Raw genomic sequence first — 25,974 nt, 5'->3', positions numbered from 1 at the left:
ATGCCGAACACTCCCGCCCTCAAGATCGGCGTCGCCGGCGTCGGCGTCATGGGCCGCAACCATGCGCGCGTCGCCTCGGAGATGCGCGAGTTCGACCTGACCACCGTCTTCGATCCCGACGCGGTGACCGCCGAGGGCGTCGCCGCCGCCTATGAGGCGAACGCGGTCACGACGGCCCAAGCCTTCGTCGACGCCGGTCTCGACGCCGCCATCGTGGCCACGCCCAACCGCTTCCATGCCGAGATCGGCGTGGCCCTGCTGGAAAAGGGCGTCCACGTCCTGGTTGAGAAACCGATCGCCGCCAGCGTCGCTGACGCCCAGCGCATGATCGACGCCGCCAAAGCCAACGACCGCGTCCTGATGGTCGGCCAGGTCGAGCGGTTCAATCCGGCGGTCGAGACGGTCAAGCGCGCCGTCGCCGACGACGAGATCATCTCGATCCAGATCACCCGCGTCGGCCCCTTCCCGCCGCGCATGGGCGAGGTCGGGGTTGTCATCGACCTGGCGGTCCACGACATCGACATCATCCGCCACCTGACCGGCTCCGAAATCGTCGAGGTCCAGCCGCAACTGGCCCGCACCCGCGCCGACCGCGAGGACACGGCCCTGCTGCAGTTCCGGCTGGACAATGGGGTGATCGCCCACATCACCACCAACTGGGTCACCCCCTACAAGACCCGCACGCTTCAGGTCGCGACCAAGACCAAATTCATCGTCGCCGACCTGATCACCCGCCAGGTCACCGAATATTTCGGACAGCAGCCCGACGGCTCCTATTCCACCCGGATGCTGAACAGTTGGCCGGCCGAGCCCCTTCGCAAGGAACTGGAAGCCTTCGCCCACGCCATCAAGACAGGCGAAACACCGGCGGTCACCGGCGAGGACGGCCTGCGCAATCTGGAAGTCGCCCTGCGCTGCCTTGGCGAGCACTGATCGGGGCGAAGCCTAGTTCTCGCCGCAAAGCCTGACGAAGAGGGACGCATGCGCCGTTTCATCGCCTCCGCCCTCGCTCTCGCCGCAGTGGTTTCAGCCGCTGCGCCGGCTCAGGCCGACACCCGGTTCCTGTCCTACAATGCGTCGGACCGTATCACCCAGGCCCTGACCAAGGGCGTGACGTTGGAGGTCCGGCGCGGCCTGTTCGGCGCGGTCCAGGTCGAAAAGCTTTATTCCACCTCGGCGCGCGGCACGGCCGGCTTCACGCGTGGCGGCCCCGATGCGGCGAGACGCGCCCTGCCGCCGGGCGCCGAGGAGAACGACATCTATGGCGTGGATCAGGACGGCGACGGCCGCGGGCTGGCTCGCGCCCTGTGCCCCGGCTCCGACGAAGTCTGGCTGATCATGAGCCGGGTGCGGGCGCCGCGCCCTTTAACCATGCAGGCGGTCGGACGGTGGTCGGACGGCGCCTATCGCCATTGCGTGACCTTGACCTACGAATGGCGTGGAGAATGGGCGACGGCCCCTCTGACGCGCAACACGCCGGACTGATCCGACCTCGGACTGTTTCATAATGGGCACGCGCAAGCGTTGACTGTGACGGTTTGACTTTTATGTTCGCGAGTGACACTTTGGGCACATGAACGGCGGCGGCCGTTCTACCGCCACGGACAATATCCCCTCCCCGGCGGCGAGAGAGACGAACCTCCCATAGCCCGGCCCGTTGCGGCCGGGCTTTTTTTACGCCGCGCGCCTGCTAGACGGAGGGATGACCCTTCGCCTCGCCACCTGGAACATCAACTCCGTCCGCCTGCGCATCGACCAGGTCGCGCGCTTCGTCGAAGAGCGCGCGCCCGATGTCCTGATGCTGCAGGAGATCAAATGCACCACGGACCAGTTTCCGCGCGGCGCCTTCGAGGACATGGGCATGCCCCATCTGCGCGTCGCGGGCCAGAAGGGCTGGCACGGCGTGGCCATCGCCAGCCGCCTGCCGCTTGAGGACAGCGACACCTTCCAGGTCTGCAAGCTGGGCCACGCCCGCTGTGTGTCCGCCCGCGTCGCGGGGATCGATGTCCAGAACTTCTACATCCCCGCCGGCGGCGACGTGCCCGACCGCGCGCTGAACCCCAAGTTCGATCACAAGATGGACTTCTACGAACAGCTGACCGCCATCGTGGCCAAGCAGGACAAGTCCCGCCCCCTGGTCATGGCCGGCGATTTCAACATCGCGCCGGGCGAGGGCGACGTGTGGAACCACCGCTACATGTCCAAGATTGTCAGCCACACCCCGCTGGAGGTCGAAACCCTGAACCGGCTTCAGGAAACGGGCGGTTTCGCAGACGTCCTGCGCGACCGTTTCCCAGAGCCGCAGAAACTGGCCAGCTGGTGGAGCTATCGCGCCGCCGACTTCCGCAAGTCCAACCGCGGCCTGCGCCTTGACCACATCTGGACCTCGCCCGGTCTGACGCCGGCCGTAGTCAAAGACACCGCCCGCATCCACGACGACGTCCGCGAATGGGAACGGCCGAGTGACCATGCGCCCGTGACGGTCGATCTCAGCGTCTGATCCCTAATAGACGGCGACCGGCTTGGTCGCCGTTACGGTCTTTGCGCCTCGGCCGGCCTTCTTCGCCGCGCGGGCCAGGCGGGTCACCGCCTCGTCCAGCTGGTCTTCCGGCAAGGTGTAGGGCAGGCGCAGGCGGCGTTCGAAGGCGCCGTCGACGCCGAATCGCGGACCGGCGGCGAGGCGCAGGCCTTCGGCCTCGGCCCGGATCGTCAGGGCAGAACTGATCGGGGCAGGCAACCGCGCCCATAGCGACAGGCCGCCGGCCGGTCGCGGGCAGGCCCAGTCGGGCAACCGTTCGGCCAACCGCGCGCGCAGATGATCACGTCGCGCCCGCAGCAGGGGCCGTCGCACGGCCAGCGCCTTTCCGCCGTCGCTCAACAGCTCGACCGCCGCCAACTGCTCCAGAATCGGCACGCCCAGGTCGAAACTGGCGCGGCTCTGGGCCAGGCGCTGGATCACCGCCCGGTCGGCGCGGATCCAGCCGATTCGCAGGCCGCCCCAGACGCTCTTGGACATCGAGCCCAGCCGAACCATGCGCGGCGCATCGACGGCGGAGGCGCTGAGCGCCGGGGGTCCGCTCAAGGTCAGTTCGACGAGAGTCTCGTCCAGCACCAGCAAGGTTTCGGACCCCTTCAACCCCGCCAGCAGCCGCGTCCGATCCGACGCCCGCATCATCCGTCCCGTCGGATTGTTGTGGTCCAGCACCAGATAGGCCATCGCCGCGCCGCTGCTGCGACAGGCCGAGATCAGCCCCTCGACGTCCCAGCCCTCCTCGTTCTCGCCGTCGGGCAAGGCCACCGGCACGGCGCGACCGCCCGCCGCCAGCATGGCGTCGATGGCCTGGGGATAGGTGGGATGATCGAACACCACCGGGGCGCCGGGCCGCGTCGTCAGCCGCAGCAGATGGACCAGGCCGTTGTGGGCGCCGTGGGTGATCAGGATCTGCCCCGGCGAGGTCGCCAGGCCGCGCCGCCGGTATCCCGCCGCCACCGCTTCGCGCAGCTCCTCCAGTCCCGCCGTCTCGTAACCGTGACCGGGCAGGTTCGCCGGCAATCGCTCCAGCGCACGCACATAGGCGGCATGGACATTCGGATCGGCCGGCAGGACGGCGGCGGTCAGATCGATCAGGCCCGACTTGGTGAACACTTCTGGGGCCGCCTCTCGCCCTGGTCCCGGCCCGGCCGGCAGGCTTGTGCGCGCCGCCGCCCCCTGCCCGCCCGTCAGAAAGCCGTCATCCCGCAGTCGTCCATAGGCGGCCGACACGGTCGTGCGGCTCAAACCCAGCGCCTGCGCCAGTTCGCGCTCGCCCGGCAACCGCGCCGCCAAAGGCAGTCGACCGTCCAGGATCAGCAGTCGTACCGCCTCCGCCAGCTGGCGATAGGCGGCCCCGGCGCCCGGCGCGCGCCAGGCGCCGAGATGGCGGGTCAGGGAGACAAGACCGATGGACCGGGGTGACATCAGGCCAGAATGGCATGACTGGACCTTTTTTCCATAGCCGGTTTGGCGCATTTGGGTCGTTTATGACCCGTCGCCTGATCCAGCTCTTCGCCGGCCTCGTTCTCTATGGCCTGTCCATCGCCCTGATCGTGCGCGCCGATCTGGGGCTGGATCCTTGGGACGTGTTGAACCAGGGCGTATTCGAGCGGTTCGCAGGACCTGCCGGAATCAGCTTCGGTCTGGTCGTCAATCTGATCGGTATGGCCGTGTTGCTGCTGTGGATTCCCCTGCGCCAGAAGCCGGGAATCGGCACGGTCGCCAATGTTCTGGTCATCGGCACGGTCGCCAACCTTGGCCTGGACTGGATCCCGTCGGACCTAGGACTACCGCTGCAAGCAGGCCTGCTGATCGGCGGGATCGTTCTGAACGGCGTCGCCAGCGGGGCCTATATCGGCGCCGGCCTTGGCCCCGGCCCGCGCGACGGCCTGATGACCGGCATCGTCGCCCGCACCGGCTGGCCGGTCAAATGGGTGCGGACCAGTATCGAGCTGGCCGTCATCGCCGTCGGCTGGCTGCTGGGCGGCTCGGTCGGGCTGGGCACGGTGCTTTACGCCGTGACCATCGGTCCCCTGGTGCACGTCTTCCTGCCGATGTTCACGATCCGCACGATGACGACCGACTGAGCCCTACGGCTGCAGCCGGTATCCGCCCGCGTCGGTCAGCAGAAGGCGTGCGTGGCCCGGCTCCGGCTCGATCTTCTGGCGCAGGCGATAGATGTGGGTTTCCAGCGTGTGGGTCGTGACCCCGGCGTTGTAGCCCCAAACCTCGGTCAGCAGCTCCTCGCGCGACACGGGCTTGGCCCCGGCGCGATAGAGATACTTCAGGATATTGGTTTCCTTCTCGGTCAACCGCACCTTCTTGCCCTTGGCGTCCATCAGCACCTTGGCGGCAGGACGAAACTCGTAGGGGCCGATGGAGAAGACCGCATCCTCGGACTGTTCGTGGCTGCGCAGATGGGCGCGGATGCGGGCCAGCAGCACCGCGAACCGGAAGGGCTTGGTGACATAGTCGTTGGCGCCGGCGTCCAGACCCAGGATGGCGTCAGCATCGGCCGACTGCGCCGTCAGCATGATGACCGGGGTCGAGACCCCGTCCTTGCGCAACAGGCGACAGGCTTCGCGACCGTCCATGTCAGGCAGGTCCACGTCCAGCAGGATCAGGTCGGCGCGGATCTCGCGCCCCATTCGCACCCCGTCGGTCGCGGTCGCAGCCTGCTGGGTCTTGAACTCTTCGTGCAGGTTCAACTGCTCGGCCAACGCCTCGCGCAGGTCGTCGTCGTCGTCGATGATCAGAATGGTCTTGGGCGTGGGCATGAACAGACAATGGCGAGGCTTGGCCCCCGCGCCAAGGCTTGGGGGTGCGAATTCACATCGGGTTACGAGCTAGAGGGGCTTTAAGGTCGATTTCGTTCCCCGAACAACGCGGTTCCGACCCGCACATGGGTCGCGCCGCACCGGATCGCGGTCTCATAGTCGCCGCTCATCCCCATCGACAGGACCGACAGGCCATTCCGATCAGCCAGATGGCGCAACATCTTGAAATGCGGCTCTGCGTCCTGATCCGCCGGGGGAATGCACATCAAACCGTCGACCGTCAGCCCATAGGTCTCGCGCGCGGCCACGATCAGGGAGTCGGCCGCATCGGGCAAGACGCCGGCCTTCTGAGGCTCCGCGCCGGTATTGACCTGAACCAGCACGCGCGGCGATCGGCCGCGTTTCTCGGCCGCCTGCGCCAGGGCGCGGGCCAGCTTCTCCCGATCCAGCGTCTCGATCACGTCGAACAGGTCGACGGCGTCCTCGCCCTTATTCGTTTGCAACGGCCCGATCAACCGAAGTTCCAGGTCCGGCGACGTCGCGCGGCGTTCCGTCCATCGCCCCTGAGCCTCCTGCACCCGATTCTCGCCAAAGATTCGCTGGCCTGTTCCCAGGATCGCGTCGATGGCCTCGGGCGGCTGGGTCTTTGATACGGCTGTCAGCGTCACGTCGCCCGGATCGCGACCGGCCGCGCGGCAGGCGGCGTCGATGCGGGCGCGGACGGCGGTGACCCTTTCGGCGATGGACGACGGAGGTAAAGCGGAGGAAGAAGGGGTCATGATCCTGCCGGCCGGTTACAGCGACGATGCACGCGCGCTCTGGGATGCGGCCACCGCTCTAAACCGCGCCGCCGCCGCTGTCAGCCCGCAGGTCGCCGGCCTGCCGCCGCTGCTGTTCTTCACCGACCCGGATCGCACGCCCCGCCCATGGGAGACGGCGTTCCGCCTGCCGACCGGATCGGCGGTGGTCTATCGGGCGTTCGGCGCGACCGACGCGGTCGAAACCGGCCGTCGTCTGCGCGAGGCGACGACAGATCGCGGCGTGACCCTGCTGGTTGGGCTGGACGCGGATCTGGCTCAGACCCTCGTCGCCGACGGCGTCCACTTGCCTGAGCGCGAGGCCCACAGCGCGCCCGCGATCCGGGCGGCGCACCCTCGCTGGATGATTACCGCAGCCTGGCATGGCGGGCCCACATCGATCCAGGCGCTCGACGCCCTGATCCTGTCACCGGTCTTCCCCGCCGGCGGCGCCTCGGCCGACAAGCCATCGTTGGGTCTCGTGGCGTTTCAGGAAAGAGCGCAGAGCGTTCCCCTGCCCGTCTATGCCTTGGGCGGGATCAAGGCCGCCAACGCAGCACGCCTCCAAGCCACAGGGGCCTGCGGTCTGGCGGCGATCGACGCGATCCAGTCGGCGTTCCGCTGACAGACCGGGTCGAAATCAGAACTTGAAGATCGTTTCCAGGCGCACGCGCGGCTGGGCGCGGCCATTGGTTTCTGGCGCACGGGCCGGATCGGCCTCGGGTGCGCCCACGGCGGCGGCGGCGCCGACGCGCAGGCGGTCGTTCAGACGGTAATAGGCGCCCGCTTCGACATCGCCCCAATCGGTCTCGCGACCGACGGGCTGGTTCAGATTGAAGTCCAGGCCCCAGCGACCGTTGTCGTTCAGGCGCAGACCCCGACGTTGGGGAGCGGGGGCGTTGCGCTGGGCGGCCTGGGCCTCCGACAGCGAGACTGTGGACGTGCTCTGGGCAAGCGCCGACGTCGACGCGGCCATCGCCGTCGTCGCCATCATCACAGCCAGAAAACCACCGAACCGCATACCAAATCCTTCGAACCCCGCCATGACGCGGCGTTTCAACCCTGAACCGACCTTATATGGTCGTGAGCGAGGCGATTAGACACCGGGTGTCCTCGCGGTCAACGGAATGACCGCTCGATAACAAGGTTCCCGCGCATTGTTGTCGATGCATGTGTCTCAAGCGTCACGGGATTTGGACGGAATCCCGCTGGATGACATGGTCCTGTCGCAAAACAGCGCGACGCCGGATGCGACCGCCGCAGACTTCGCCTTGTCATCGCCCCTTTTCACCGTGTTATAGAACCCCGCAGTCGGCATTCTTCCTTGGCCGTGCGCGCGTGTGGGCGAGGCCCGCGCGTCCCTGAGTTTACGGAGACTTCTCTTGATGAGCCTCAACAAGGCCCTGGTTCGGAACGTCGCGGTCGTCCTGGTCTCGGGCGTGGCCCTTGGCGCGTCGCTGTCGGCCTGCTCAAGCATTCCCTTCGTCGGCGGCGAGAAGTCTGCGCCCAAGACGAACGTGCAACAGGGCATCGGCGTCAACGCCTTCCTGTGGCGCGCCTCGCTCGACACCCTCAGCTTCATGCCGCTGCTGACCGCCGATCCGTGGGGCGGCGTCATCAACTACGACTGGTACATCAACCCCCAGACGCCGAACGAGCGCTTCAAGGCGACCGTCTTCATCCTGGACACCCGTCTGCGCGCCGACGCGCTGAACGTCACGGTGACCAAGGAAGTAAAGGGCGCCGATGGGCAATGGACCGCCGCCCCGGTCGCCGCCCAGACCGAGGCCGATCTGGAAAACGCCATCCTGACCAAGGCGCGCCAGCTGAACCTGTCTAATGCTGGCTGATCGCCCGCATTAGGTTCTTTGTAGGCGCTATCGCCCTTCGGGCTACTTGAGCGCGACGCGCCCAAGAGTTTGTGGGACGCATTACTTCTTGGGCGCTGTCGTCCTTCGGGCTAGTTCAGTCTGGAGGGCGTCAGCGCCCTTCTGACTTTCAGGACGACCGTGGCCCGTTACGAACCCAAGACCGCCGAACCTCGCCAACAGGCCCGCTGGGCCGAGGCCTCCGCCTTCGTGACGAAGGATACCGGCCGTCCGAAATACTATGTGCTAGAGATGTTCCCCTATCCGTCGGGCGCCATCCACATGGGTCACGCCCGAAACTATGTGATGGGCGACGTGGTGGCGCGGTCAAAGCGCGCGCAAGGGTACGACGTTCTGCACCCGATGGGCTGGGACGCCTTCGGCATGCCGGCCGAGAACGCGGCCATGGAGCGCGGCATCCACCCGAAGGGCTGGACCTATTCCAACATCGCGACGATGCGCGAACAGCTGAAGCTGCTGGGCCTGTCGCTGGACTGGTCGCGCGAGTTCGCCACCTGCGACCCGGAATACTACGGCAAGCAGCAGGCCTGGTTCCTGGAGCTGTATCGGCGCGGTCTGGTCTATCGCAAGGACGGGGTCGTCAACTGGGATCCGGTCGACAACACCGTCCTGGCCAATGAACAGGTCATCGACGGACGGGGCTGGCGCTCGGGCGCGGTGGTCGAGAAGCGCAAGCTGAACCAGTGGTTCCTGCGCATCACCGACTATGCAGATGATCTGATCGATGGTCTGAAGACCCTGGACCGCTGGCCCGAGAAGGTCCGGCTGATGCAGGAGAACTGGATCGGTCGGTCCAAGGGTCTGCAGATGACCTGGGCCTTCGCCGGCCAGGCTCCCGCTGGTTACGAATCCGGCGTCGAAATCTACACCACCCGGCCCGACACCCTGTTCGGCGCCAGCTTCCTGGGCCTGGCGCCCGACCACCCGATCTCGAAACTGCTGGCTGAGGCCGATCCGGCGGTCGCCGACTTCGTCGCCAAATGCCGCGCGGGCGGCACGTCCCAGGCCGATATCGACCAGGCCGAGAAGATCGGCTGGGACACAGGCTTGAAGGCCGTCCATCCCTTCACCGGCGCCGAGGTTCCGGTCTGGATCGCCAACTTCATCCTGTCGGAATACGGCACGGGCGCCATCTTCGCCTGCCCGGCCCATGACCAGCGCGACCTGGACTTCGCCCGTAAATACGACCTGCCGGTGATCCCGGTGGTCCGTCCCGAAGGCGCCGGCGATGACTTCGCGGTTGGCGACGAGGCCTATACCGGTCCCGGCTCCATCTTCCATTCCGACTTCCTGAACGGCCTGGACATCGAAACCGCCAAGGCCGAGGCCATCCGCCGCGTCGAGGCGGCGGGTGCGGGCCAGGGCGCGACCATCTATCGCCTGCGCGACTGGGGCGTTTCGCGCCAGCGCTATTGGGGTTGCCCGATCCCGATCATCCACTGCCCGTCCTGTGGGCCAGTGGAGGTTCCCGCCGATCAGCTGCCGGTCGTCCTGCCCGACGACGTGACCTTCGACGTGCCTGGCAATCCGCTGGATCGCCACGCGACCTGGAAACACGTCAAATGCCCGTCGTGCGGCGCGGACGCCACGCGCGAGACCGACACGCTCGACACCTTCGTCGACTCCAGCTGGTATTTCGCGCGTTTCACCGATCCGACGGCCGAGGCGCCGATTGACAAGGCGGCCGCCGACCGCTGGCTGGCGGTGGATCAGTATATCGGCGGCGTCGAACACGCGGTCCTGCACCTGCTCTACGCCCGCTTCATCACGCGCGCACTGTCCGACGCCGGCATGTTGTCGGTGAAGGAGCCGTTCGCCGGCCTGTTCACCCAAGGGATGGTGGTCCACGAGACCTATCGCCGCGCCGACGGCGCCTGGGTCGAGCCGACCGACGTGGACCTGAGCAATGACAATGGCGTCCGTTCGGCGCGCCAGCTGTCGACCGGCGAGACCCTGATCATTGGCGACATCGAGAAGATGTCCAAGTCCAAGAAGAACGTTGTCGCCCCGGCCGAAATCCTGGAATCGCACGGCGTGGACGCCGGTCGCCTATTCGTCCTGTCCGACAGCCCGCCTGAGCGCGACGTGCAATGGACCCCCGGCGGCGTCGAGGGCGCCAGCCGCTTCGTCCAGCGCGCCTGGACCCTGTTTGATGCGTACGATCCCGCCTTCCCCGGTGAGGACAAGGCCAACGCCGACCTGCTGCGCGAGACGCACAAGGCCATCAAGGCCGTGTCCGAAGGGGTCGAGGGCTTCCGCTTCAACTCGGCCATTGCAAAGCTCTACGCCTTCGTCGCCACCATCCGCGACAACGCCCAGGCCGGCGGCGACGCCAAGCGTCAGGCCCTGTCGGCCCTGGCCCGCCTGATCGCCCCCTTCACCCCGCACCTGGCCGAGGAAGCCTGGACGCGGCTGGGTGAAGACGGGATGGTTCTGGACGCGCCGTGGCCCGTGTGGGACGCTGCGCTAGCGGCCGACGACGAGGTGGTCCTGCCCATCCAGATCAACGGCAAACGTCGCGCGGAAATCCGCGTGCCGCGCGGCATGGAGCCCGCCGAGGTCGAGGCCATCGTTCTGGCCGACGAGACCGTGCAGGCGCGGCTGGAGGGTCTGAGCGTGAAGAAGATCGTCGTGGTCAAGGACCGCATCGTCAATCTGGTGGCCGGCTGATGCGTATCGCGGCGACCTTCGCGGTCCTGTCCGCCCTGGCGGTGTCCGCCTGCGGCTTCACTCCCATGTACGCCGAACCGGCCGTGGGATCGTCCCTACGTCGCATCGCCGTCACGACACAGGATGACAGGCTGGGCTATCGCCTGCGCGAACAGCTGGAGGACGCCCTGGCCTGGGATCGGTCCTCCACGCCCCTTTATCGCCTGACGACCCAGGTCGAGCAGAACCGCCGCTCGCTGGGCCGCCGGATCGACGACACCGCCACCCGCTACGAACTGACGGTCAAGGCGACCTGGACCCTGACCCCCGCCGCCGGCGGAACGCCCGTCAGTGGGACCGAGACGGTCACGACAACCTACGCCGCCGCCGACCAGCCCTATGCCGCGATCGCCGCCCAGCAGGACGGCGAGGAGCGCGCCGCTTCCGAACTGGCCCGGCTGATCCGCCTCGACCTCATGCAGGCGCTGTCGAACCCGTGATCCTGGCCAAACGCCCCGAGATCGATCGCTTTCTGAAGGCGCCCGATCCGGCGATCCGGGCGGCGGTGATCCACGGCAAGGACAGATCCGGCGTCGCCGAGCGGGCCGAGGTGCTGTGCCGGACGGTCACACCCGACCTGAACGACCCCTTCAACGTCACCGTCCTGACCGACAGCGACATCGACGGCGATGAGACGAAGCTGGAAGAGGCCCTGACGGCCATGTCCCTGATGGGCGGCCGTCGCCTGGTGCGGATCCGTCTGTCCACGCTGAAGCCCGGCGTCGACAAGGCCGTCGCCGCCGCGCTCAAGATTCATGCCGAGGGCGGCTACAACCCCGACGCCATGATGGTTGTCGAGGCCGATCAGCTGGGTCGCGAGTCCGCCCTGCGAAAGGCGGCCGAGAAGGAAAACGGCGCCGTCGGCATCGTCTGCTACGAGGACGAGACCGGCGATGTCGCCCGCATGGTCCGCGAGGCCCTGGCCGCCGACAAGGTCGGCCTGACCTCCGACGCCCTGGACCGTTTCGTCGCCCGACTGCCGCGCGAGCGGGGTTTGATGCGTCAGGAGATCGAGCGTCTGGCCCTGTTCATCGGCCCAGGCTCCGGCAAGACGCTGGATATGGACGCGCTGGAGCATCATCTAGGTGTCGAGCCGGACGCTTCCCTGTCCGACGCCGCGCTACAAGCCTTCGGCGCCCGGCCTGGCCCGGCGCAAGCGGGTCTGAGACGCGCCTTCGCCGAGGGCGAATCCTCGGTTCTGGCCGTCCGCTCGGCCGCGATGCATCTGGGAAAACTGCGCCGGATCAATATCTTGCAAGCCAACGGCGCAAACGCCAAGGAAGCGGCAAAGGCCGCCGGCGTCTTCTGGAAACAGGAGGCTGAAATGCTGCGCCAAGCGCGGTCTTGGCGGCTCGAAGCGCTGGACGAGGTGCTGGACAGCATCAACACCGCCGACGTGGCCACCAAGACCACGGGCATGCCCGATCAACTGATCGCCGAACGCCTGCTTCTGGAAATCGCCGGACGAGCGCGACGGCTCGGGCTCTGAACCCGTTTTCTCCTCCCCACGAGTGGGGAGGAGAAATCATCACCCTCGCTTCGACGCTTTGCGGAACGCCGGCTGCGCCATGGCGACGTTGCGCGCGGAAACGCTCTTCTCTTCAGCCTTGGCGCCGGCCTGGGCGTTGAAGCCGTGGCCCGCCTTGGCCTTCTTGGCGGCGAGCGCCTGTTTCAGCTTTTCGGCGGCGGTCGGTGTGTTGTCTTCGGTCATGCGCCAATCCTAGCACATCCGGCCGTTCAACCCCGCATCAAACGACGACACAGATCGTCCAGCTGCTCCAGCGAGCCGTAGCGGATGGTCAGGTCGCCCTTGCCGCCCTTGTCCGCCAACTGGACCTTCAGGCCCAGGGCGTCGGCCAGATCCTGTTGAAGCGCGACGACATCGGCCGCCCCCTCTCCGCCCGAAGACGCGGATGCAGACCTGGCCTTGACCGGCTTTGGGCCCTCGACCGCGCGACGGGCCAAGGCCTCGGTCTCGCGCACGCTCAGGCCATCGACGAAGGCGATGTCCGCCAGCTGGCCTGGATCCGGCGTATTGATCAGAGCCCGCGCATGACCGGCCGACAGCTTGCCCTCGCGCACATAGAACAGCACCCGCTCGGGTAGTTGCAGCAGGCGCATGGTGTTGGCCACGTGACTGCGGCTCTTGCCGACGACGCCCGCCACCGCATCCTGGGTCCGGCCGAACCGCTCCATCAGGACGCGGTAAGCCTCCGCCTCCTCCAGCGGGTTCAGGTCGGCGCGCTGCACGTTCTCGACGATGGCGACCTCGAACACCTCCACGTCGTCCATTTCGTGGATGACGATCGGCACCTCGGTCAGGCGCGCGGCCTGGGAGGCGCGCCAGCGGCGTTCGCCGGCGATGATCTGCCAGACGCCGTCCTCGCCCGGATGGGTCCGCACCAGGATCGGCTGCAGCACGCCCTTGTCGCGGATCGAGGCGGTCAGTTCCTCCAGATCCTCCTGGCGGAAGGTCTTGCGCGGCTGATCGGGGTTAGGCTTCAGGCTCTCGATCGGCACGCGCTGCACGCCGGCGGGCGCCGGCGCGTCAGACGCCACCGGCGCCTCGGCGTCCTGCCCCATCAATGCCGACAGGCCGCGGCCCAGACCTCTTTGTCGTTCAGCCAAGATACTGTTCCGTTTCCAATAAAACTCAGGCGGCCAGCTTCAGGCGCTGGCGTTCGCGCTTCACCACTTCCTTGGCCAGACGCAGATAGGCCTGGCTGCCGGCGCATTTCAGATCATAGATCAAGGCCGGCTTGCCGAACGACGGCGCCTCGGCGACGCGGACGTTGCGGGGGATGACGCTCTCATAGACCTTGTCGCCGAAGTGGGCGCGCACGTCATTGGCCACCTGCCCCGACAGGGCGCTGCGGCGATCATACATGGTCAGAACCAGACCCTGGATTTCCAGCGACGGATTGAGGCTGTGCTTGACCATGTCGATGGTCCGCATCAACTGGCTAAGGCCCTCCAGCGCGAAGAACTCGCACTGCAGGGGCACCAGCACCGCATCCGCCGCCGCCATCGCATTCAACGTCAGCAGGTTCAGGGACGGCGGGCAGTCGATCAGGACGTAGTCATACGCGGTAGGGCCGTCGTCATGCGCCCGCAAGGCGTCGCGCAGCCGATAGGACCGGCGGTCGGCCTGGCTTAGCTCGATCTCCACCCCCGACATGTCGGCGTCGGCCGGCACGATCCAAAGACCGGGAACCGTCGTCTGGACCGCTGCATCGTCGACGGAGCGCTGATCCACGACCACATCATAGATGGTGACCCGGCGTGTTTCACGTGGAACACCCAGGCCGGTGGAGGCATTCCCCTGCGGATCCATGTCCACGATCAGCACGCGCTCGCCAATGGCGGCCAGGGCGGTGCCCAGGTTGATGGCCGTCGTGGTCTTGCCCACCCCGCCCTTCTGGTTCGACACCGCGAGGACGCGGGCAGGTCTCTTTCTAGCGCTTTGTGCGGGCACGTCGGAGACTCCGGATTGTCACGATACGGCCGCGCACGTCGCTTTGCGACGGGGCCAGTTCAGCTTCGAAATGCCAGGATTTACGCGCCTCGATCAACTCGGATTCGGCCCTCTCCCCCTTGAGGAACAGACCTTGTGCACCCCTTTGGAAGTAGGGCTGTGCATAACCCAACAGTTTCTCCATCGGCGCCACGGCTCGCGCGGTGACGATGTCGCACGTGACCTCCTGCTCCTCAGCCCGGCCGATGATGACGGTCGCCGGCAGATCGAGCGCATCCACTATCTCCTGCAGGAAGCGGCACCGCTTGCCCAGACTGTCGATCAGCCAAACATGCGCGCCTTCCCGCCCCTTCATCAGGATCGCCAACACCACGCCCGGAAACCCGGCGCCGGCCCCCAGATCGGCCCAAGTCCGCGCCTCGGGTGCATGGTTCAGCAACTGCGCACTGTCCCAGACATGTCGGTTCCAGAAGTCCGGCAGGCTGTCGGGACCGACCAAGTTCATCACTAAATTGGCGTCGCCGAGACGAATACGAAAAGCCTCAAGGTCCGCCATCTGCTGCGGCGTCACCCCGGCCTTGACCTGAAACGCTGCCTTCTCCGTTTCGAGCATCAGGCGGCGACCGAGGCTTTGGGCGACTTCTTCGCATGGGCCAGAAGGGCCGTCAGGCCGCCGGGCGTCATACCCTCGATCCGTCCGGCCTGACCCAGGGTGCGAGGCTGGACCCGCGCCAGCTTCTCCTTCACCTCGTTCGACAACCCCCCGATGGCCGCATAGTCGAGATCGGGGGGCAGGATCATCCCCTCCTCCGTCCGCAAGGCCTCAGCGTCCAGTGCTTGCCGGTCAAGGTAGTTGGCGTATCCCGCGTCGATCTCCACCTGCTCGCGAACTTCGGCGCTCCAGTCCGCGATGGACGGACAAGCGGCAATGAAGTGATCCAGTGTGACATCGGGGAAGGCCAGAAGTTCACGCATCGACCGACGACGCCCATCCGCATTCACGGCGATGCCCAGGGCTCTCGCTTCGTTGGGTGTGAACAGTGTTTCACGTGAAACGGCGCTTGCCTTGGCCTGCTCCGCCGCCTTGGCTTCGAACCGCATCCGACGCCTGTCGCCTACGATTCCCAGCTCCACGGCCAACGGAGTCAGGCGCTGATCGGCGTTGTCCGAGCGCAAGGTCAGACGATACTCCGCCCGACTGGTGAACATGCGATAGGGCTCGGTCACGCCTCGTGTCACCAGATCATCGATCATCACGCCGATATAGGCCTGGTCCCTTCCCAGGACGACCGCCTCTTGTCCAGCCACAGCACGGGCCGCGTTCAGCCCCGCCATCAGCCCCTGGGCGGCGGCCTCCTCATATCCGGTCGTGCCGTTAATCTGGCCGGCCAGATAGAGACCTGGCCGCTTCTTGACCTCCAGAGCCGGGCTCAGCTCGCGCGGATCGACATAGTCGTATTCTATGGCATAGCCGTAGCGGAACACCTCAACGGTTTCGAGACCGGGGATGGTGCGCAGGAAGGCCAGCTGGGTCGGTTCGGAGACCGATGTCGAGATCCCGTTCGGATAGACGGTCGGATCATCCAGGCCCTCGGGTTCGAGAAAGATCTGGTGGCTGGTCTTGTCGGCGAACCGCACCACCTTGTCCTCGATCGACGGGCAATAGCGCGGCCCCCTCCCCGACAGCTTGCCACCATAGACGGCGCTCTCGCCGAGGTTCTCGGCGATGATCCGATGGGTCTCTTCGGTGGTGTGGGTCACGCCGCAGGCGATCTGGGGAACAGTGATCTTGTCGGTCAGGAAGGAGAAGGCCGACGGGCTCTCGTCCGCCTGCTGCATCTCCAACCGATCCCAGGCGATGGTTCGACCATCCAGCCGTGCGGGCGTTCCGGTTTTCAACCGTCCCATCATCAGATCCGCGGCATGCAGATCGGCAGCCAGACCGGTGGACGGGTCCTCGCCGTGGCGACCGGCAGGAATCCTCTCGTCGCCACGATGAATAACGCCGTTCAGGAAGGTGCCCGTCGTCAGGACAACGGCCCCGGCCCGCACTGTCTCTCCGGCTCCCGTCGTCACCCCGACCACACGGTCTCCGTCGAGGATCAGGCTCTCGGCCGTGCCCGCCATCAGGGTCAGGTTTGGCGTCGCCTTCAGTTCGGCCTGCATGGCTTCGCGATACAGACGCCGGTCGATCTGGCTGCGAGGGCCACGCACGGCCGCGCCCTTCGACCGGTTCAGCAGGCGGAACTGAATGCCCGACACGTCGGCAAGACGCCCCATGATCCCATCCATGGCGTCGATCTCGCGCACCAGATGTCCCTTACCCAGACCGCCGATGGCCGGGTTGCAGGACATCTCGCCGATGGTTTCCAGTTTCTGGGTCAGCAGGATGGTGCGCGCGCCAGCACGTGCAGACGCGGCTGCGGCCTCACAGCCGGCGTGGCCGCCGCCGATGATGACGACGTCGAAGTGAAGATCGGTGGGAGAACTCATGCCGCGCACATAGTCCAATTGGCTCCACTTCGCCACCTTCAGGCTTGGAGGAACCGTCGATGTTTCACGTGGAACGCCCGTCCTATTTTCCGATGCAGAAGGTCGAAAAGACCTGACCCAATATATCTTCTACCCCGATGGCGCCGGTCACCCGCGCCAAGGCATCTGCCGCCCGCCGCAAATCGTCGCCAGCCATTTCCGGCGCAACATCCAGGGCGACGCGTGCTGCGGTTACCGCCGACAGCGCCTCGCTCAACCGAAGCCGGTGACGCTCACGCGTGACCGCCGGAAAATCAGCCCCCGCCAGATCGGCCGACAACCGTGCGGCGATCCAGTCGTGAAGCTCTGGCAAGCCCTGCCCGCTTTCGGTGCTGACCGACAGAACCTCCAAACAGCTTGCGGTGTGAATGCTTCCAAGATCGGACTTGTTGGCGACCACCAAATCCTCCGGTCGAGCATAGTCAGCCGCCACCCCGTCAGGATCCCCGGGTGCGCGAACCCACAGGCGAAGGTCCGCTTGTTCCGCCCGAAGACGCGCGCGGCGAACGCCTTCGGCCTCGACCGGATCGTCGCTTTCTCTCAGGCCCGCCGTGTCGGACAGGGTCACGGCGTAACCGCCGATCACCAGATCGGCGTCGAGCACATCACGGGTGGTGCCGGCGATCGGCGTCACGATGGCCGCCTCGCGCGCGACGAGGGCGTTGAACAGCGACGACTTGCCGGCGTTCGTCTCCCCGATCAGGACGATGCGATAGCCGTCCCGCACCCGCTCGCCTCGTCGCCCGGTGTCGACGGCACGGCGCAAATCGTCGGCGAGACGATCCAGCACCGGCCCGGCGGTGCGCGCCAGATTGTCCGGCACCTCTTCGTCCGGGAAGTCGATCTCCGCCTCGACCAGAGCCAAGGCGTGAAGCAGGTCGCGGCGGAAACCGGCGTAGGTTTCACTGAGCTTTCCATCCAACTGTCCCAGGGCCTGCCTGGCCTGGGCGCTGGTCTCAGCGTCGATCAGATCAGCGACCGCCTCGGCCTGGGCCAGGTCCATGCGGCTGTTCTGGAAGGCGCGGCGGGTGAACTCGCCGGGTTCGGCCGGACGAACGCCGAGCGCGATCAAGGCACGGCTGGCCGCCTCGACCACGGCGCGCCCACCGTGCAGATGCAGTTCGGCGGAGTCTTCACCGGTGTAGGAGCTCGGGGCAACGAAGCGCAGGACCAGGGCCTGGTCGATGTGATCGCCGGCGTAGGTCAGATCGCGCACCGCCGCCACGCGGGGCTTCAGCTTCGTCGCGCCAAGCGCCGTCAGGGCCGATTCGACCGCCGGGCCCGACAGACGGATGACGGCGATGGCCCCTCGGCCAGGCGGCGTCGCGAGGGCGAAGATGGTGTCGGTCATCGGGATCCTCCCCCTCCCCCGATGGGGGGAGGAGACAGGCGGGTCATGATTTGACGGCCGCTTCCATCAGACGGCGAAACTGGTCCTGAGCCTGAAGACCGAAACTGGTCCAGGTCTTCATCAGCTCTTCGGGCTGCATGGCGGCGACATTGGTCTCCATCCGCTTCAGCATCTCGGCGACCATGGCCTCGTTCAGCGGGGTCACGTCAGGCAACCCCAGGAAAGCGCGAGCCTCCGCCGGGGTGCACTCCACTTCGACATTGACCTTCATCGCACCGTCTCCTGTTTCACGTGAAACGTCCGAAGACGGATCAGGTGTTCATCGACTGGAAGAAGTCCGAGTTGTTCTTCGATTGACGCAGCTTGTCGAGCAGGAATTCGATCGCGTCTTGCGGCCCCATGGGGTTCAGGATACGGCGCAGCACATAGGTCTTGGCCAGCTGATCCTTCGGCGTGATCAGGTCTTCCTTGCGGGTGCCGGACTTCAGAACGTCGATGGCGGGGAAGATGCGCTTGTCGGCGACCTTGCGGTCCAGGACGATTTCCGAGTTGCCGGTGCCCTTGAACTCTTCGAAGATCACCTCGTCCATGCGGCTGCCGGTGTCGATCAGGGCCGTGGCGATGATGGTCAGCGACCCGCCCTGCTCCACATTGCGCGCGGCGCCGAAGAAGCGTTTGGGCCGTTGCAGGGCGTTGGCGTCCACGCCCCCGGTCAGCACCTTGCCCGACGAGGGGACGGTGGCGTTATAGGCGCGGCCCAGGCGGGTGATGGAGTCCAGCAGGATCACCACGTCCTTCTTGTGCTCGACCAGGCGCTTGGCCTTTTCGATCACCATTTCGGCGACGGCGACGTGGCGGGTCGCCGGTTCGTCGAAGGTCGAGGCCACGACCTCGCCCTTCACGGTGCGCTGCATGTCGGTGACTTCTTCCGGCCGTTCGTCGATCAGCAGGACGATCAGGATGACCTCGGGATGGTTCTTCTCGATCGACTTGGCGATGTTCTGCAACATCACCGTCTTGCCGACGCGCGGCGGCGCCACAATCAGGCAGCGCTGGCCCTTGCCCAGGGGGGCGACGATGTCGATCACCCGGCCCGAGCGATCCTTCAGCGTCGGATCCTGGATCTCCATGTTCAGCCGCTCCTCGGGATAGAGGGGCGTCAGGTTATCGAACAGGACCTTGGTCTTGACCATCTCGGGGTCTTCGAGATTGATCGTATCGACCTTCAGCAGGGCGAAATACCGCTCGCCTTCGCGCGGCGCCCGCACGGCGCCGTGGACGGTGTCGCCCGAGCGCAGGCCGAAGCGGCGGATCTGCGACGGCGACACATAGACGTCGTCCGGTCCCGGCAGATAGTTGGCGTCCGAGCTGCGCAGGAAGCCGAAGCCATCGGGCAGGATTTCCAGCACCCCGTCGGCGATGATCTCGACTTCCTCGTCGGCCAGGGCCTTCAGGATGGCGAACAGCAGGTCCTGTTTGCGCAGGTTGGAGGCGTTCTCGACCTCCAGCTGTTCGGCGAAGGCGACCAGGTCGGCCGGCGTCTTCTCGTTCAACTCGGCCAGGGTGATGCGGCCGTTGGCGACGACGGGTTCGCCGTCGTCATCGTCGTCGGCCGTGGTGTCCACGCCGGAGTCGGCGCCTGCGACTTCACCGGCTTCATGCTCGGCGCCGTGATGGGTCGGGGCTTGCGCCTCGACGGCTTCGGTCTCGGGGGTGTCAGGATTGGTGTCGCGGACGTCGGTCATGGTGCAGGCTCGCGGACGCGCGCACGGAACCGCACGGCGTCAGGTCTCTGGAAATGTCTGGCCGTGAGGCCGGAGGGAGGCGCGACGGGCTCCCGCTGATCAAACCGGCGGGCGTCGCGAAAAGAGAGGGACCGCCGACGCAGACGCCAAACGGTTCGACACCAGCGGAACCACAGGCGGCGGGTCAGGTCAAGCGGAGCCGCTTAACCGAACGTCCACTCGGTCGTCACCGACAGCACCATGATGATGGCCAGGACGAAGGGAACCTCATTGGTCATGCGCCAGAACTTGCTGGAATATTTCGAGGTGCCCGCCGCGATCTTCTTCCTCTGCGCCGAAAGGAAACCATGCCAGCCGCTGAGCAGGAAGACGCCGGACAGTTTGGCGATCATCCACGGCTCTGCCAGGAAGCCCGGGCCGCGCGCGGAAACATCAATGTGAATCAGCCACAGGCCGAACACCCAGGCCAGGATCATCGCCGGGTTTAGGATAATGCGCAGCACACGCGTCTGCCACAGACGCAACAGGCCCTGCATCTCGCTTTTCAACGGCTCAGACTTGGACTGCTGTTCGGCGTCATAGGCATAGAGGCGCGGCAGGAACAGCAACCCCGCCATCCAGGCGATGACGGCTAGGATGTGCAGGCCGCGCGCCAGGTCGTAGGTATTCATGCCGCCTGTCTCCCATTGCGATACGGACAGGCCTTCCAGTCCGCCTTGCAGCCTTGACCGAAGGGCGCGACCCCGGTGCGCGACAGTGCGCTGACCGCCGCCTCGGCCAAGGCGTCGATGAACAGGGGTTCGATCCCGACCGCAGGCGCCCTCAAATAGGGACTGGACCCTTTTTCATGGGCCAATTCGCCGTATTCGATATCCAGCTCGACCAGGGTCTCGATATGTTCGGAGACGAAGGCGATGGGGGTTATGACCACGCCCACCCCGTCCCTGGCCGCCTTTTCGATGGCCTCGGGCGTCGAGGGGCCCAACCATTTCATCGGACCCACGCGGCTCTGATAGCAGATGGCGTGGTCGATCGGTCCGCGACGCGCCTCAATTGCCGCGACCACGGCGGCGACCGTCGTCTCGATCTGCTCCTGATAGGGGTCGCCCTTGCCGGTCACGAGCTTCTCGGGGATGCCGTGGGCGGAGAACAGCACGCGCACCGGCTGGCCCACCGCCTCGTCCAGCTTCTCGCCTATGGCCTGGGCCTGGGCCTCGACCCAACCCGCCGCGGCCGGATAGCAGCAAACGGCGCGGCTGACGCCCGAGCCGCTGTAGGCGGCGTTCCAAGCCTTGAGCGAAGACTGCGTCGTCGTGGTCGAGAACTGCGGGTATAGCGGCAACAGCACCACCTCGTCCGGCCCGAAGGCGGCGACCTCGGCGGCCGTCTCCTCGGTCAGCGGGTTCCAGTAGCGCATGGCGATGAAGACCCGCACCGTGTCGCCCGACAGCCGGGCGTTCAGCACCGTCTCCAGCGCCCCGGCCTGACGGCGGGTTTCCGGCAGCAGGGGCGACCCCCCGCCCATCAGGGCATAGTTGGCCTGGGCGCTGGTCTCGCGTCGGCTTGAAATCAGCTTGGCCAGCGGCGTGCGCACGATCCCCGGCAGGCCGATGATGGCCGGATCGTTGAACAGGTTGAACAGGAACGGCTTGACCGAGGCCTGATCGTCCGGCCCGCCCAGATTGAACAGCACCACCGCGATGCGGCGGCCTTGGGTCGCTTCGGTCATTGGGCGCCGATCCGTTTCAGAACCTGTTCGACGTGATCGATCGGCACGTCCGGCAGGATGCCATGGCCCAGGTTGAAGATCCACGGCCCCTGCCCCCAGGCCTCCATCAGCTGATCCACGCGGCGGTCCAGCAGGTCGCCGCCGGCGCGCAACAACAGCGGGTCCAGCGCGCCCTGAATCGGCTTGATCTGCTGCACCCGTTTTCCGACCTCCAGCGGGCAGGCGGTGTCCAGGGCGACGGCATCGACCTCGACCTCGTGCGCATACCGCTCGGCAAGCGCCGCAGAGCCCCGTGGGAAGCCGATCAGGGGCACGGTGACGCCTAGCTCCCGCGTGCGCTTCACAAGCGCCTGGTGGGGCTTCAGGACCAGTCTTTCGAACAGGTCGTCCGGCAGGCCCTCCGCCCAGCTCTCGAAGATCTTCAGAACCTGGGCGCCGGCGTCCGCCTGCATCTTCAGATACCGCGCCGTGGCCTCGACCAGCACCTCAAGCGTCTCGTCCACCCGCTTGGGATCGGCATAAGCATAGGTGCGGGCCTGGGCGCGTTCGCCCTTGCCGATGGTGCGGTGTTCGCCGTCCAGCATATAGGTCGCCACGGTCCAGGGCGCGCCGGCGAACCCGATCAAGGCCCGTTCGGGCTCCAGCGCCGCGCGCACGATCGACAGGGTCTCGCCCACGGCCGAAAGATGTTCGCCCGCTCCCGCAGCCAGTTCGGCCATCCGACCGGGAATGGGCATCTCGCCCAGACGCGGCCCTTCCCCCGTCTCGAACCAGACGTTCTGGCCCAGGGCGCGAGGGATCAGCAGGATATCGGCGAAGACGATGGCCGCATCGAAGCCGAACCGCCGCATCGGTTGAAGCGTCGCCTCGGCCGCCATCTCGGGGTTCAGGCAGAAGGCGATGAAGTCGGGCGCTTCGGCCCGCAGTCGGCGATATTCGGGCAGATACCGCCCTGCCTGGCGCATGAACCAGACCGGCGGACGCTCCAACGTCTCTCCTCGGAGAGCCCGGATCATCAAGGGCGTCTGATCGGCGTTCTGGGTCGGATCGGTCATGCTGGACGATTAAGGTCACAGCCCCCCGCTCTCAATCCCTAATCAGATTAAGAATTAAAAGATTCGAAGTGGCAGGTAGGGCGGTGGAATGGCGGGGATGACTTCTGGACAGCCGGCGGAACAAAAGCGGATATCCACGCCCCGCGCATCCTTAACGGGGACGCCATGGGCGACAATCCCGCCGGTGGACAATCCCTAACGAAACCTTAACAGGCAAGGGTTTACGGGGACTTGCGCCTGTGAGCACGGTTAAGCGTCGTTAACCCTTCGTTAGGATTTTCCACAGCGATGGAGAAACCGGTTTTCCGCCTTGGGATGATCCGCCCTCGGATGGGGACCGCCATCCACCGTCATCCCCGCTCGCGGGCCGGGCGAGGAGGGGCTAAGGAAAACGGCGCCCCGACGGTCCAACGCCGTCCCCTAACTTTCAACAGGGAGACCGACAGTCCCATGAGCCCAGCGAGACCTTCGGGACCGGCCCGTCTGGCCACCTATTTCCATGTGCATCTGGTGTCGGATTCCACCGGCGAGACGCTGAACGCCATGGCCAAGGCGGTGACGGCCCGCTTCGACGGCGTCATCCCCATCGAGCACATCTACGCCCTGGTCCGCTCGGCCAAGCAGATGGACCGGGTGCTGCAGGAGGTGGAGGCCGCGCCGGGCGTCGTTCTGCACACCCTGGTGGATCGAGAGCTGCGCGAACAGCTGGAGGAAGGGTGCCGCCGGCTGGACATGCCTCAGATCGGAGCCTTGGATCCCCTGGTCGGCGCCATGTCGCGCTATCTCGGCGCCGCCTTGTCCACCCGTGTCGGCGCTCAGCACGCGCTTGACCACGACTATTTCAACCGGATCGCGGCGCTGGACTTCGCCATGGCCTATGACGACGGCCAGGGGTCGCTGGAGCAGCTGGAGGGCGCCGATGTCGTCCTGTGCGGCGTCAGCCGCACATCCAAGACCCCGACCTGCATCTATCTGGCGCACCGCGGCATCCGGGCGGCGAACGTGCCCCTGGTGCCGGGTCAGGAAGACGGCGAGCGGCTGACGAAGCTGAAGAAGCCGCTGGTGATCGGCCTGACGGTGTCGCCGGACCGATTGGTGCAGATCCGCCGCAACCGCATCGACAATCTGAACGCCAACCAGTCGTCCAACTACACCGACCAGGACGCCGTCCGCGACGAGACGATCAAGGCGCGGCGCGCCTTCGAACGGCGCGGCTGGCCCACCATCGACGTGACCCGCCGCTCTGTCGAAGAGACGGCGGCCGCGATCACCAACCTGCTCAGCGAACATCGCAACCACAAAATCGGGACGACCTGGTGAAAACGGAAAGTCTCATCCTCGCATCCAAGAGCGCCGCCCGTCGCGCCATGCTGGAAAACGCCGGCGTCGCCTTCGAGGTGCGGGTCGCCAACGTGGACGAAGACGCGATCAAGGCCGTGTCCGGCGATCTGGATGCGGCGGCCCTGGCGGTGCGCCTGGCCGAGGCCAAGGCCCTGGCCGTCTCGCGCGATGACGAAAGCGCCTGGGTGCTGGGCTCGGACCAGACCCTGGCCTTCGATGGCGGCCTGGTGTCGAAGGCGAAATCGCTGAATGCCGTACGCGAGCGGCTGAAAGCCATGCGCGGCAAGTCGCACCAGCTCCATTCCGGCGCCGCCCTGGCGACCAAGGGCCAGATCGTCTGGTCCGGCGTCGATACGGTCGAGATGCGGATGCGCGATTTCTCCGACGCCTTCCTCGACGCCTATCTGGCGGCGGAGGGTCAGGCCCTGCTGTCCTGCGTCGGTTCCTACCGGCTGGAGGGTCTGGGGTCGCAGTTGTTCGAGGCCGTGGACGGGGACTATTTCACCGTCCTGGGCCTGCCCCTTTGGCCTGTGCTGGCGGAGCTTAGGAGGGCGGGAGTGATCGCGGCATGAGCACGCACCGCATAACGGGCGCGGCCATGGTCGCCGGGATCGCCGGCAATCCGGTGGCCCATTCGCTCAGCCCCGTGATCCACAACGCCTGGCTGGCGGCCGGCGACATCGACGGCGCCTATGTCCCCTTCGCCCCCGCCGATTCAGCCGGGTTCGAGGCCTTGGTCGCGGCGGGACGCGCCGGGCTGATCATGGGCCTGAACGTCACCGCGCCCTTCAAGGAACAGGCCTTCGCCCTTGCCGACACGGCGACGGCGGCGGCGCGGCTGACGTCCTCGGCCAACATCCTGACCTTCGACGACGGCCGCGTATCCGCCGACAGCTCCGACGGCGTCGGACTGATGCGGGGTCTGAAGGAGCAGGCGCCGGATCTGGACGTCGCCGGCCGCCCGGTGGTCATGCTGGGCGCCGGCGGCGCGGCGCGCGCGGGGTCGGGCGCCTTGGTCGAGGCCGGGGCGGAGGTTCGCATCGTCAATCGGTCGCCGGAACGGGCCCAGGCCCTGGCTGACGACCTTGGACCGTCCGTGCGGGTCATGGCGGCGGCGGAGGCGTTTGACGGCGCGGCCCTGATCATCAATGCGCTCAGCGTCTCGCCGGAAATCGACTTCGCATTGATCGCGCCGGGCACGGTGGTGATGGACATGACCTACAAGCCGCTGGCCACCCCCTTCCTGACAGCGGCGCGGGCGCGTGGATTGCCGACGGTGGATGGTCTGGCCATGCTGATCGGCCAGGCGGCGCCGTCGTTCCAGGCCCTGTTTCGTCGCCCTCCTCCGCCGCTGGACTTGCGCGCCCTGTTGATGGCGCATCTGGGCGAGACGGCATGATCCTGCTCGGTCTCACCGGCTCCATCGGCATGGGCAAGTCGACGACGACGGCCATGTTCGCCGAACTGGGCGCGGTCGTCTGGAACGCCGACGACGCGGTCCACAGCCTCTATGCCCCTGGCGGCGCGGCGGTCGAGCCGGTGGGCGAGGCCTTCCCCGGCGTGGTCGTCAATGGCGCCGTGGACAGAACCCGCCTGGCCGAGGCGCTGGGCCGCGACGAGACCGCTTTTCGTCGGCTGGAAACCATCGTCCATCCGCTGGTCGCCCAAGGCCGGGCGGAGGATCTTGAGGCGGCGCGCGCTGCGGGAACCGGGTTGGCGGTCCTCGACATCCCCCTGCTGTTCGAGACGGGGGGCGACAAGGCCGTCGACGCCGTGGTCGTCGTCACCGCCGATCCCGCCATCCAGGCCGAGCGCGTCCTGGCCCGTCCCGGCATGACGCGCGAACGGTTCGACGCCATCCTCGCGCGTCAGATTCCAGACGCCGAAAAGCGCGCCCGCGCAGATTTTGTGATCGACACGGGCCGTGGCCTCCACGCGGCGCGAGCGGATGTGGAGGCGATCGTCGCAACCGTCCTGGACCCGTCGTGGATATCTCCCCGGCAAGGCGCGGCTGGCCTTTCGCACTGAGGCGAATGTCTCC

28 protein-coding genes are annotated in these 25,974 nt (G+C 66.6%); 13 read left to right on the top strand and 15 right to left on the bottom strand.

The genetic code is table 11. The annotated features are described in order from the left end of the window. The 3 genes from EGY25_RS07185 to xth all read left to right on the top strand — a co-directional run bounded on the left by EGY25_RS07185 (window position 1) and on the right by xth (window position 2,500). Complete coding sequence (locus tag EGY25_RS07185) at window positions 1-933, top strand: Gfo/Idh/MocA family protein (protein ID WP_135194339.1); 933 nt, start codon at window positions 1-3, stop codon at window positions 931-933. 48 nt (window positions 934-981) lie between these two features. Further along, window positions 982-1,485: a hypothetical protein gene (locus EGY25_RS07180; RefSeq protein WP_135194338.1), complete on the top strand. Its 504-nt coding sequence runs from the start codon at window positions 982-984 to the stop codon at window positions 1,483-1,485. 217 nt (window positions 1,486-1,702) lie between these two features. Further along, window positions 1,703-2,500 (top strand): exodeoxyribonuclease III, encoded by a 798-nt coding sequence (gene xth / locus EGY25_RS07175; RefSeq protein ID WP_135194337.1) that lies wholly within the window; start codon window positions 1,703-1,705, stop codon window positions 2,498-2,500. Between the two features lie 3 nt (window positions 2,501-2,503). Here xth and EGY25_RS07170 read toward each other — a convergent pair whose 3' ends face one another. After that, window positions 2,504-3,958, bottom strand: coding sequence for a PLP-dependent aminotransferase family protein (locus tag EGY25_RS07170; RefSeq protein WP_135194336.1), 1,455 nt, complete (start codon window positions 3,956-3,958; stop codon window positions 2,504-2,506). Window positions 3,959-4,020: 62 nt separating this feature from the next. On the opposite strand from EGY25_RS07170, the gene EGY25_RS07165 reads away from it, so the two are divergent. Beyond that, a complete protein-coding gene (locus EGY25_RS07165) occupies window positions 4,021-4,620 on the top strand; it encodes a YczE/YyaS/YitT family protein (RefSeq protein ID WP_135194335.1) in 600 nt (199 codons plus the stop codon). Between the two features lie 3 nt (window positions 4,621-4,623). Here the strand turns inward: EGY25_RS07165 and EGY25_RS07160 are convergent, their stop codons facing one another. Continuing rightward, window positions 4,624-5,310, bottom strand: a complete 687-nt coding sequence (locus EGY25_RS07160; protein ID WP_135194334.1) for a response regulator transcription factor — start codon at window positions 5,308-5,310, stop codon at window positions 4,624-4,626. Window positions 5,311-5,390: 80 nt separating this feature from the next. Next, window positions 5,391-6,089 (bottom strand): YggS family pyridoxal phosphate-dependent enzyme, encoded by a 699-nt coding sequence (locus EGY25_RS07155; protein WP_135194333.1) that lies wholly within the window; start codon window positions 6,087-6,089, stop codon window positions 5,391-5,393. On the opposite strand from EGY25_RS07155, the gene EGY25_RS07150 reads away from it, so the two are divergent. Continuing rightward, window positions 6,088-6,732, top strand: coding sequence for a thiamine phosphate synthase (locus tag EGY25_RS07150; protein WP_135194332.1), 645 nt, complete (start codon window positions 6,088-6,090; stop codon window positions 6,730-6,732). The genes EGY25_RS07155 and EGY25_RS07150 overlap by 2 nt on opposite strands. A gap of 15 nt (window positions 6,733-6,747) precedes the next feature. On the opposite strand, the gene EGY25_RS07145 is transcribed toward EGY25_RS07150, so the two are convergent. Next, window positions 6,748-7,152, bottom strand: a complete 405-nt coding sequence (locus tag EGY25_RS07145; protein ID WP_245159386.1) for an NtrZ family periplasmic regulatory protein — start codon at window positions 7,150-7,152, stop codon at window positions 6,748-6,750. Between the two features lie 340 nt (window positions 7,153-7,492). Here EGY25_RS07145 and EGY25_RS07140 point away from each other — a divergent pair, with 340 nt between their 5' ends. The 4 genes from EGY25_RS07140 to holA all read left to right on the top strand — a co-directional run bounded on the left by EGY25_RS07140 (window position 7,493) and on the right by holA (window position 12,194). Further along, window positions 7,493-7,957, top strand: a complete 465-nt coding sequence (locus EGY25_RS07140) for a DUF3576 domain-containing protein (protein WP_135194331.1) — start codon at window positions 7,493-7,495, stop codon at window positions 7,955-7,957. 159 nt (window positions 7,958-8,116) lie between these two features. Further along, window positions 8,117-10,666, top strand: coding sequence for a leucine--tRNA ligase (gene leuS / locus EGY25_RS07135; RefSeq protein ID WP_135194330.1), 2,550 nt, complete (start codon window positions 8,117-8,119; stop codon window positions 10,664-10,666). Beyond that, window positions 10,666-11,145 (top strand): LPS assembly lipoprotein LptE, encoded by a 480-nt coding sequence (lptE, locus tag EGY25_RS07130; RefSeq protein WP_135194329.1) that lies wholly within the window; start codon window positions 10,666-10,668, stop codon window positions 11,143-11,145. Before leuS ends, lptE begins: the two co-directional genes overlap by 1 nt. Beyond that, window positions 11,142-12,194 carry a DNA polymerase III subunit delta gene (gene holA, locus EGY25_RS07125; protein WP_135194328.1) on the top strand — a complete coding sequence of 351 codons (1,053 nt, stop codon included), beginning with the start codon at window positions 11,142-11,144 and terminating at the stop codon, window positions 12,192-12,194. Before lptE ends, holA begins: the two co-directional genes overlap by 4 nt. Before the next feature lie 39 nt (window positions 12,195-12,233). On the opposite strand, the gene EGY25_RS07120 is transcribed toward holA, so the two are convergent. The 11 genes from EGY25_RS07120 to hemE form a co-directional block, all read right to left on the bottom strand. Beyond that, a complete protein-coding gene (locus EGY25_RS07120; RefSeq protein WP_135194327.1) occupies window positions 12,234-12,416 on the bottom strand; it encodes a hypothetical protein in 183 nt (60 codons plus the stop codon). Between the two features lie 26 nt (window positions 12,417-12,442). Next, entirely contained in the window at window positions 12,443-13,333 is an 891-nt protein-coding gene (locus tag EGY25_RS07115) for a ParB/RepB/Spo0J family partition protein (protein ID WP_135194326.1), read from the bottom strand. A gap of 25 nt (window positions 13,334-13,358) precedes the next feature. Next, window positions 13,359-14,180 (bottom strand): ParA family protein, encoded by an 822-nt coding sequence (locus EGY25_RS07110; protein ID WP_135194325.1) that lies wholly within the window; start codon window positions 14,178-14,180, stop codon window positions 13,359-13,361. Further along, window positions 14,161-14,793 (bottom strand): 16S rRNA (guanine(527)-N(7))-methyltransferase RsmG, encoded by a 633-nt coding sequence (gene rsmG / locus EGY25_RS07105; protein WP_167762508.1) that lies wholly within the window; start codon window positions 14,791-14,793, stop codon window positions 14,161-14,163. The genes EGY25_RS07110 and rsmG overlap by 20 nt, the downstream gene beginning before the upstream one ends. Then, on the bottom strand, window positions 14,793-16,673 hold the full coding sequence (gene mnmG / locus EGY25_RS07100) for a tRNA uridine-5-carboxymethylaminomethyl(34) synthesis enzyme MnmG (RefSeq protein WP_135194324.1): 1,881 nt from the start codon (window positions 16,671-16,673) through the stop codon (window positions 14,793-14,795). Before mnmG ends, rsmG begins: the two co-directional genes overlap by 1 nt. A gap of 82 nt (window positions 16,674-16,755) precedes the next feature. Continuing rightward, the gene (gene mnmE / locus EGY25_RS07095) at window positions 16,756-18,063 is read right to left on the bottom strand and encodes a tRNA uridine-5-carboxymethylaminomethyl(34) synthesis GTPase MnmE (protein ID WP_135194323.1); all 1,308 of its coding nucleotides are present in this window, start codon (window positions 18,061-18,063) and stop codon (window positions 16,756-16,758) included. 43 nt (window positions 18,064-18,106) lie between these two features. Then, window positions 18,107-18,334 (bottom strand): DUF6489 family protein, encoded by a 228-nt coding sequence (locus tag EGY25_RS07090; protein WP_135194322.1) that lies wholly within the window; start codon window positions 18,332-18,334, stop codon window positions 18,107-18,109. 40 nt (window positions 18,335-18,374) lie between these two features. After that, a complete protein-coding gene (gene rho, locus EGY25_RS07085) occupies window positions 18,375-19,808 on the bottom strand; it encodes a transcription termination factor Rho (protein ID WP_135194321.1) in 1,434 nt (477 codons plus the stop codon). 203 nt (window positions 19,809-20,011) lie between these two features. Next, the gene (locus EGY25_RS07080; RefSeq protein WP_135194320.1) at window positions 20,012-20,479 is read right to left on the bottom strand and encodes a CopD family protein; all 468 of its coding nucleotides are present in this window, start codon (window positions 20,477-20,479) and stop codon (window positions 20,012-20,014) included. Beyond that, complete coding sequence (hemH, locus tag EGY25_RS07075; RefSeq protein WP_135194319.1) at window positions 20,476-21,537, bottom strand: ferrochelatase; 1,062 nt, start codon at window positions 21,535-21,537, stop codon at window positions 20,476-20,478. Before hemH ends, EGY25_RS07080 begins: the two co-directional genes overlap by 4 nt. Next, window positions 21,534-22,592 carry a uroporphyrinogen decarboxylase gene (gene hemE / locus EGY25_RS07070; RefSeq protein ID WP_135194318.1) on the bottom strand — a complete coding sequence of 353 codons (1,059 nt, stop codon included), beginning with the start codon at window positions 22,590-22,592 and terminating at the stop codon, window positions 21,534-21,536. The genes hemH and hemE overlap by 4 nt, the downstream gene beginning before the upstream one ends. Window positions 22,593-23,042: 450 nt before the next feature. On the opposite strand from hemE, the gene EGY25_RS07065 reads away from it, so the two are divergent. The 4 genes from EGY25_RS07065 to coaE are packed head-to-tail and all read left to right on the top strand — an operon-like array spanning window position 23,043 to window position 25,961. Then, a complete protein-coding gene (locus EGY25_RS07065) occupies window positions 23,043-23,912 on the top strand; it encodes a pyruvate, water dikinase regulatory protein (protein ID WP_135195559.1) in 870 nt (289 codons plus the stop codon). Next, a complete protein-coding gene (locus EGY25_RS07060) occupies window positions 23,909-24,505 on the top strand; it encodes a Maf family protein (protein ID WP_280643927.1) in 597 nt (198 codons plus the stop codon). The genes EGY25_RS07065 and EGY25_RS07060 overlap by 4 nt, the downstream gene beginning before the upstream one ends. Beyond that, the gene (locus EGY25_RS07055; protein ID WP_135194317.1) at window positions 24,502-25,332 is read left to right on the top strand and encodes a shikimate dehydrogenase family protein; all 831 of its coding nucleotides are present in this window, start codon (window positions 24,502-24,504) and stop codon (window positions 25,330-25,332) included. The genes EGY25_RS07060 and EGY25_RS07055 overlap by 4 nt, the downstream gene beginning before the upstream one ends. Beyond that, window positions 25,329-25,961 carry a dephospho-CoA kinase gene (coaE, locus tag EGY25_RS07050; RefSeq protein ID WP_135194316.1) on the top strand — a complete coding sequence of 211 codons (633 nt, stop codon included), beginning with the start codon at window positions 25,329-25,331 and terminating at the stop codon, window positions 25,959-25,961. The genes EGY25_RS07055 and coaE overlap by 4 nt, the downstream gene beginning before the upstream one ends. Window positions 25,962-25,974 lie beyond the last annotated feature (13 nt).

This window comes from Brevundimonas intermedia, assembly GCF_004614235.1.
GTDB classification, from domain to species: Bacteria; Pseudomonadota; Alphaproteobacteria; order Caulobacterales; family Caulobacteraceae; genus Brevundimonas; species Brevundimonas intermedia_A.
This window is presented reverse-complemented; position numbering and strand designations above follow the sequence as displayed.

Coding starts and splice junctions, on each gene's coding strand:
- EGY25_RS07145 (WP_245159386.1), bottom strand. CDS start 7,152: ATGGCGGGGTTCGAAGGATTTGGTATGCGGTTCGGTGGTTTTCTGGCT.
- EGY25_RS07160 (WP_135194334.1), bottom strand. CDS start 5,310: ATGCCCACGCCCAAGACCATTCTGATCATCGACGACGACGACGACCTG.
- lptE (WP_135194329.1), top strand. CDS start 10,666: ATGCGTATCGCGGCGACCTTCGCGGTCCTGTCCGCCCTGGCGGTGTCC.
- EGY25_RS07090 (WP_135194322.1), bottom strand. CDS start 18,334: ATGAAGGTCAATGTCGAAGTGGAGTGCACCCCGGCGGAGGCTCGCGCT.
- EGY25_RS07080 (WP_135194320.1), bottom strand. CDS start 20,479: ATGAATACCTACGACCTGGCGCGCGGCCTGCACATCCTAGCCGTCATC.
- hemE (WP_135194318.1), bottom strand. CDS start 22,592: ATGACCGATCCGACCCAGAACGCCGATCAGACGCCCTTGATGATCCGG.
- mnmE (WP_135194323.1), bottom strand. CDS start 18,063: ATGACCGACACCATCTTCGCCCTCGCGACGCCGCCTGGCCGAGGGGCC.
- EGY25_RS07155 (WP_135194333.1), bottom strand. CDS start 6,089: ATGACCCCTTCTTCCTCCGCTTTACCTCCGTCGTCCATCGCCGAAAGG.
- EGY25_RS07150 (WP_135194332.1), top strand. CDS start 6,088: ATGATCCTGCCGGCCGGTTACAGCGACGATGCACGCGCGCTCTGGGAT.
- xth (WP_135194337.1), top strand. CDS start 1,703: ATGACCCTTCGCCTCGCCACCTGGAACATCAACTCCGTCCGCCTGCGC.
- EGY25_RS07055 (WP_135194317.1), top strand. CDS start 24,502: ATGAGCACGCACCGCATAACGGGCGCGGCCATGGTCGCCGGGATCGCC.
- EGY25_RS07140 (WP_135194331.1), top strand. CDS start 7,493: ATGAGCCTCAACAAGGCCCTGGTTCGGAACGTCGCGGTCGTCCTGGTC.
- EGY25_RS07180 (WP_135194338.1), top strand. CDS start 982: ATGCGCCGTTTCATCGCCTCCGCCCTCGCTCTCGCCGCAGTGGTTTCA.
- EGY25_RS07185 (WP_135194339.1), top strand. CDS start 1: ATGCCGAACACTCCCGCCCTCAAGATCGGCGTCGCCGGCGTCGGCGTC.
- rsmG (WP_167762508.1), bottom strand. CDS start 14,793: ATGCTCGAAACGGAGAAGGCAGCGTTTCAGGTCAAGGCCGGGGTGACG.
- rho (WP_135194321.1), bottom strand. CDS start 19,808: ATGACCGACGTCCGCGACACCAATCCTGACACCCCCGAGACCGAAGCC.
- EGY25_RS07170 (WP_135194336.1), bottom strand. CDS start 3,958: ATGTCACCCCGGTCCATCGGTCTTGTCTCCCTGACCCGCCATCTCGGC.
- hemH (WP_135194319.1), bottom strand. CDS start 21,537: ATGACCGAAGCGACCCAAGGCCGCCGCATCGCGGTGGTGCTGTTCAAT.
- EGY25_RS07065 (WP_135195559.1), top strand. CDS start 23,043: ATGAGCCCAGCGAGACCTTCGGGACCGGCCCGTCTGGCCACCTATTTC.
- coaE (WP_135194316.1), top strand. CDS start 25,329: ATGATCCTGCTCGGTCTCACCGGCTCCATCGGCATGGGCAAGTCGACG.
- EGY25_RS07165 (WP_135194335.1), top strand. CDS start 4,021: ATGACCCGTCGCCTGATCCAGCTCTTCGCCGGCCTCGTTCTCTATGGC.
- EGY25_RS07120 (WP_135194327.1), bottom strand. CDS start 12,416: ATGACCGAAGACAACACACCGACCGCCGCCGAAAAGCTGAAACAGGCG.
- mnmG (WP_135194324.1), bottom strand. CDS start 16,673: ATGAGTTCTCCCACCGATCTTCACTTCGACGTCGTCATCATCGGCGGC.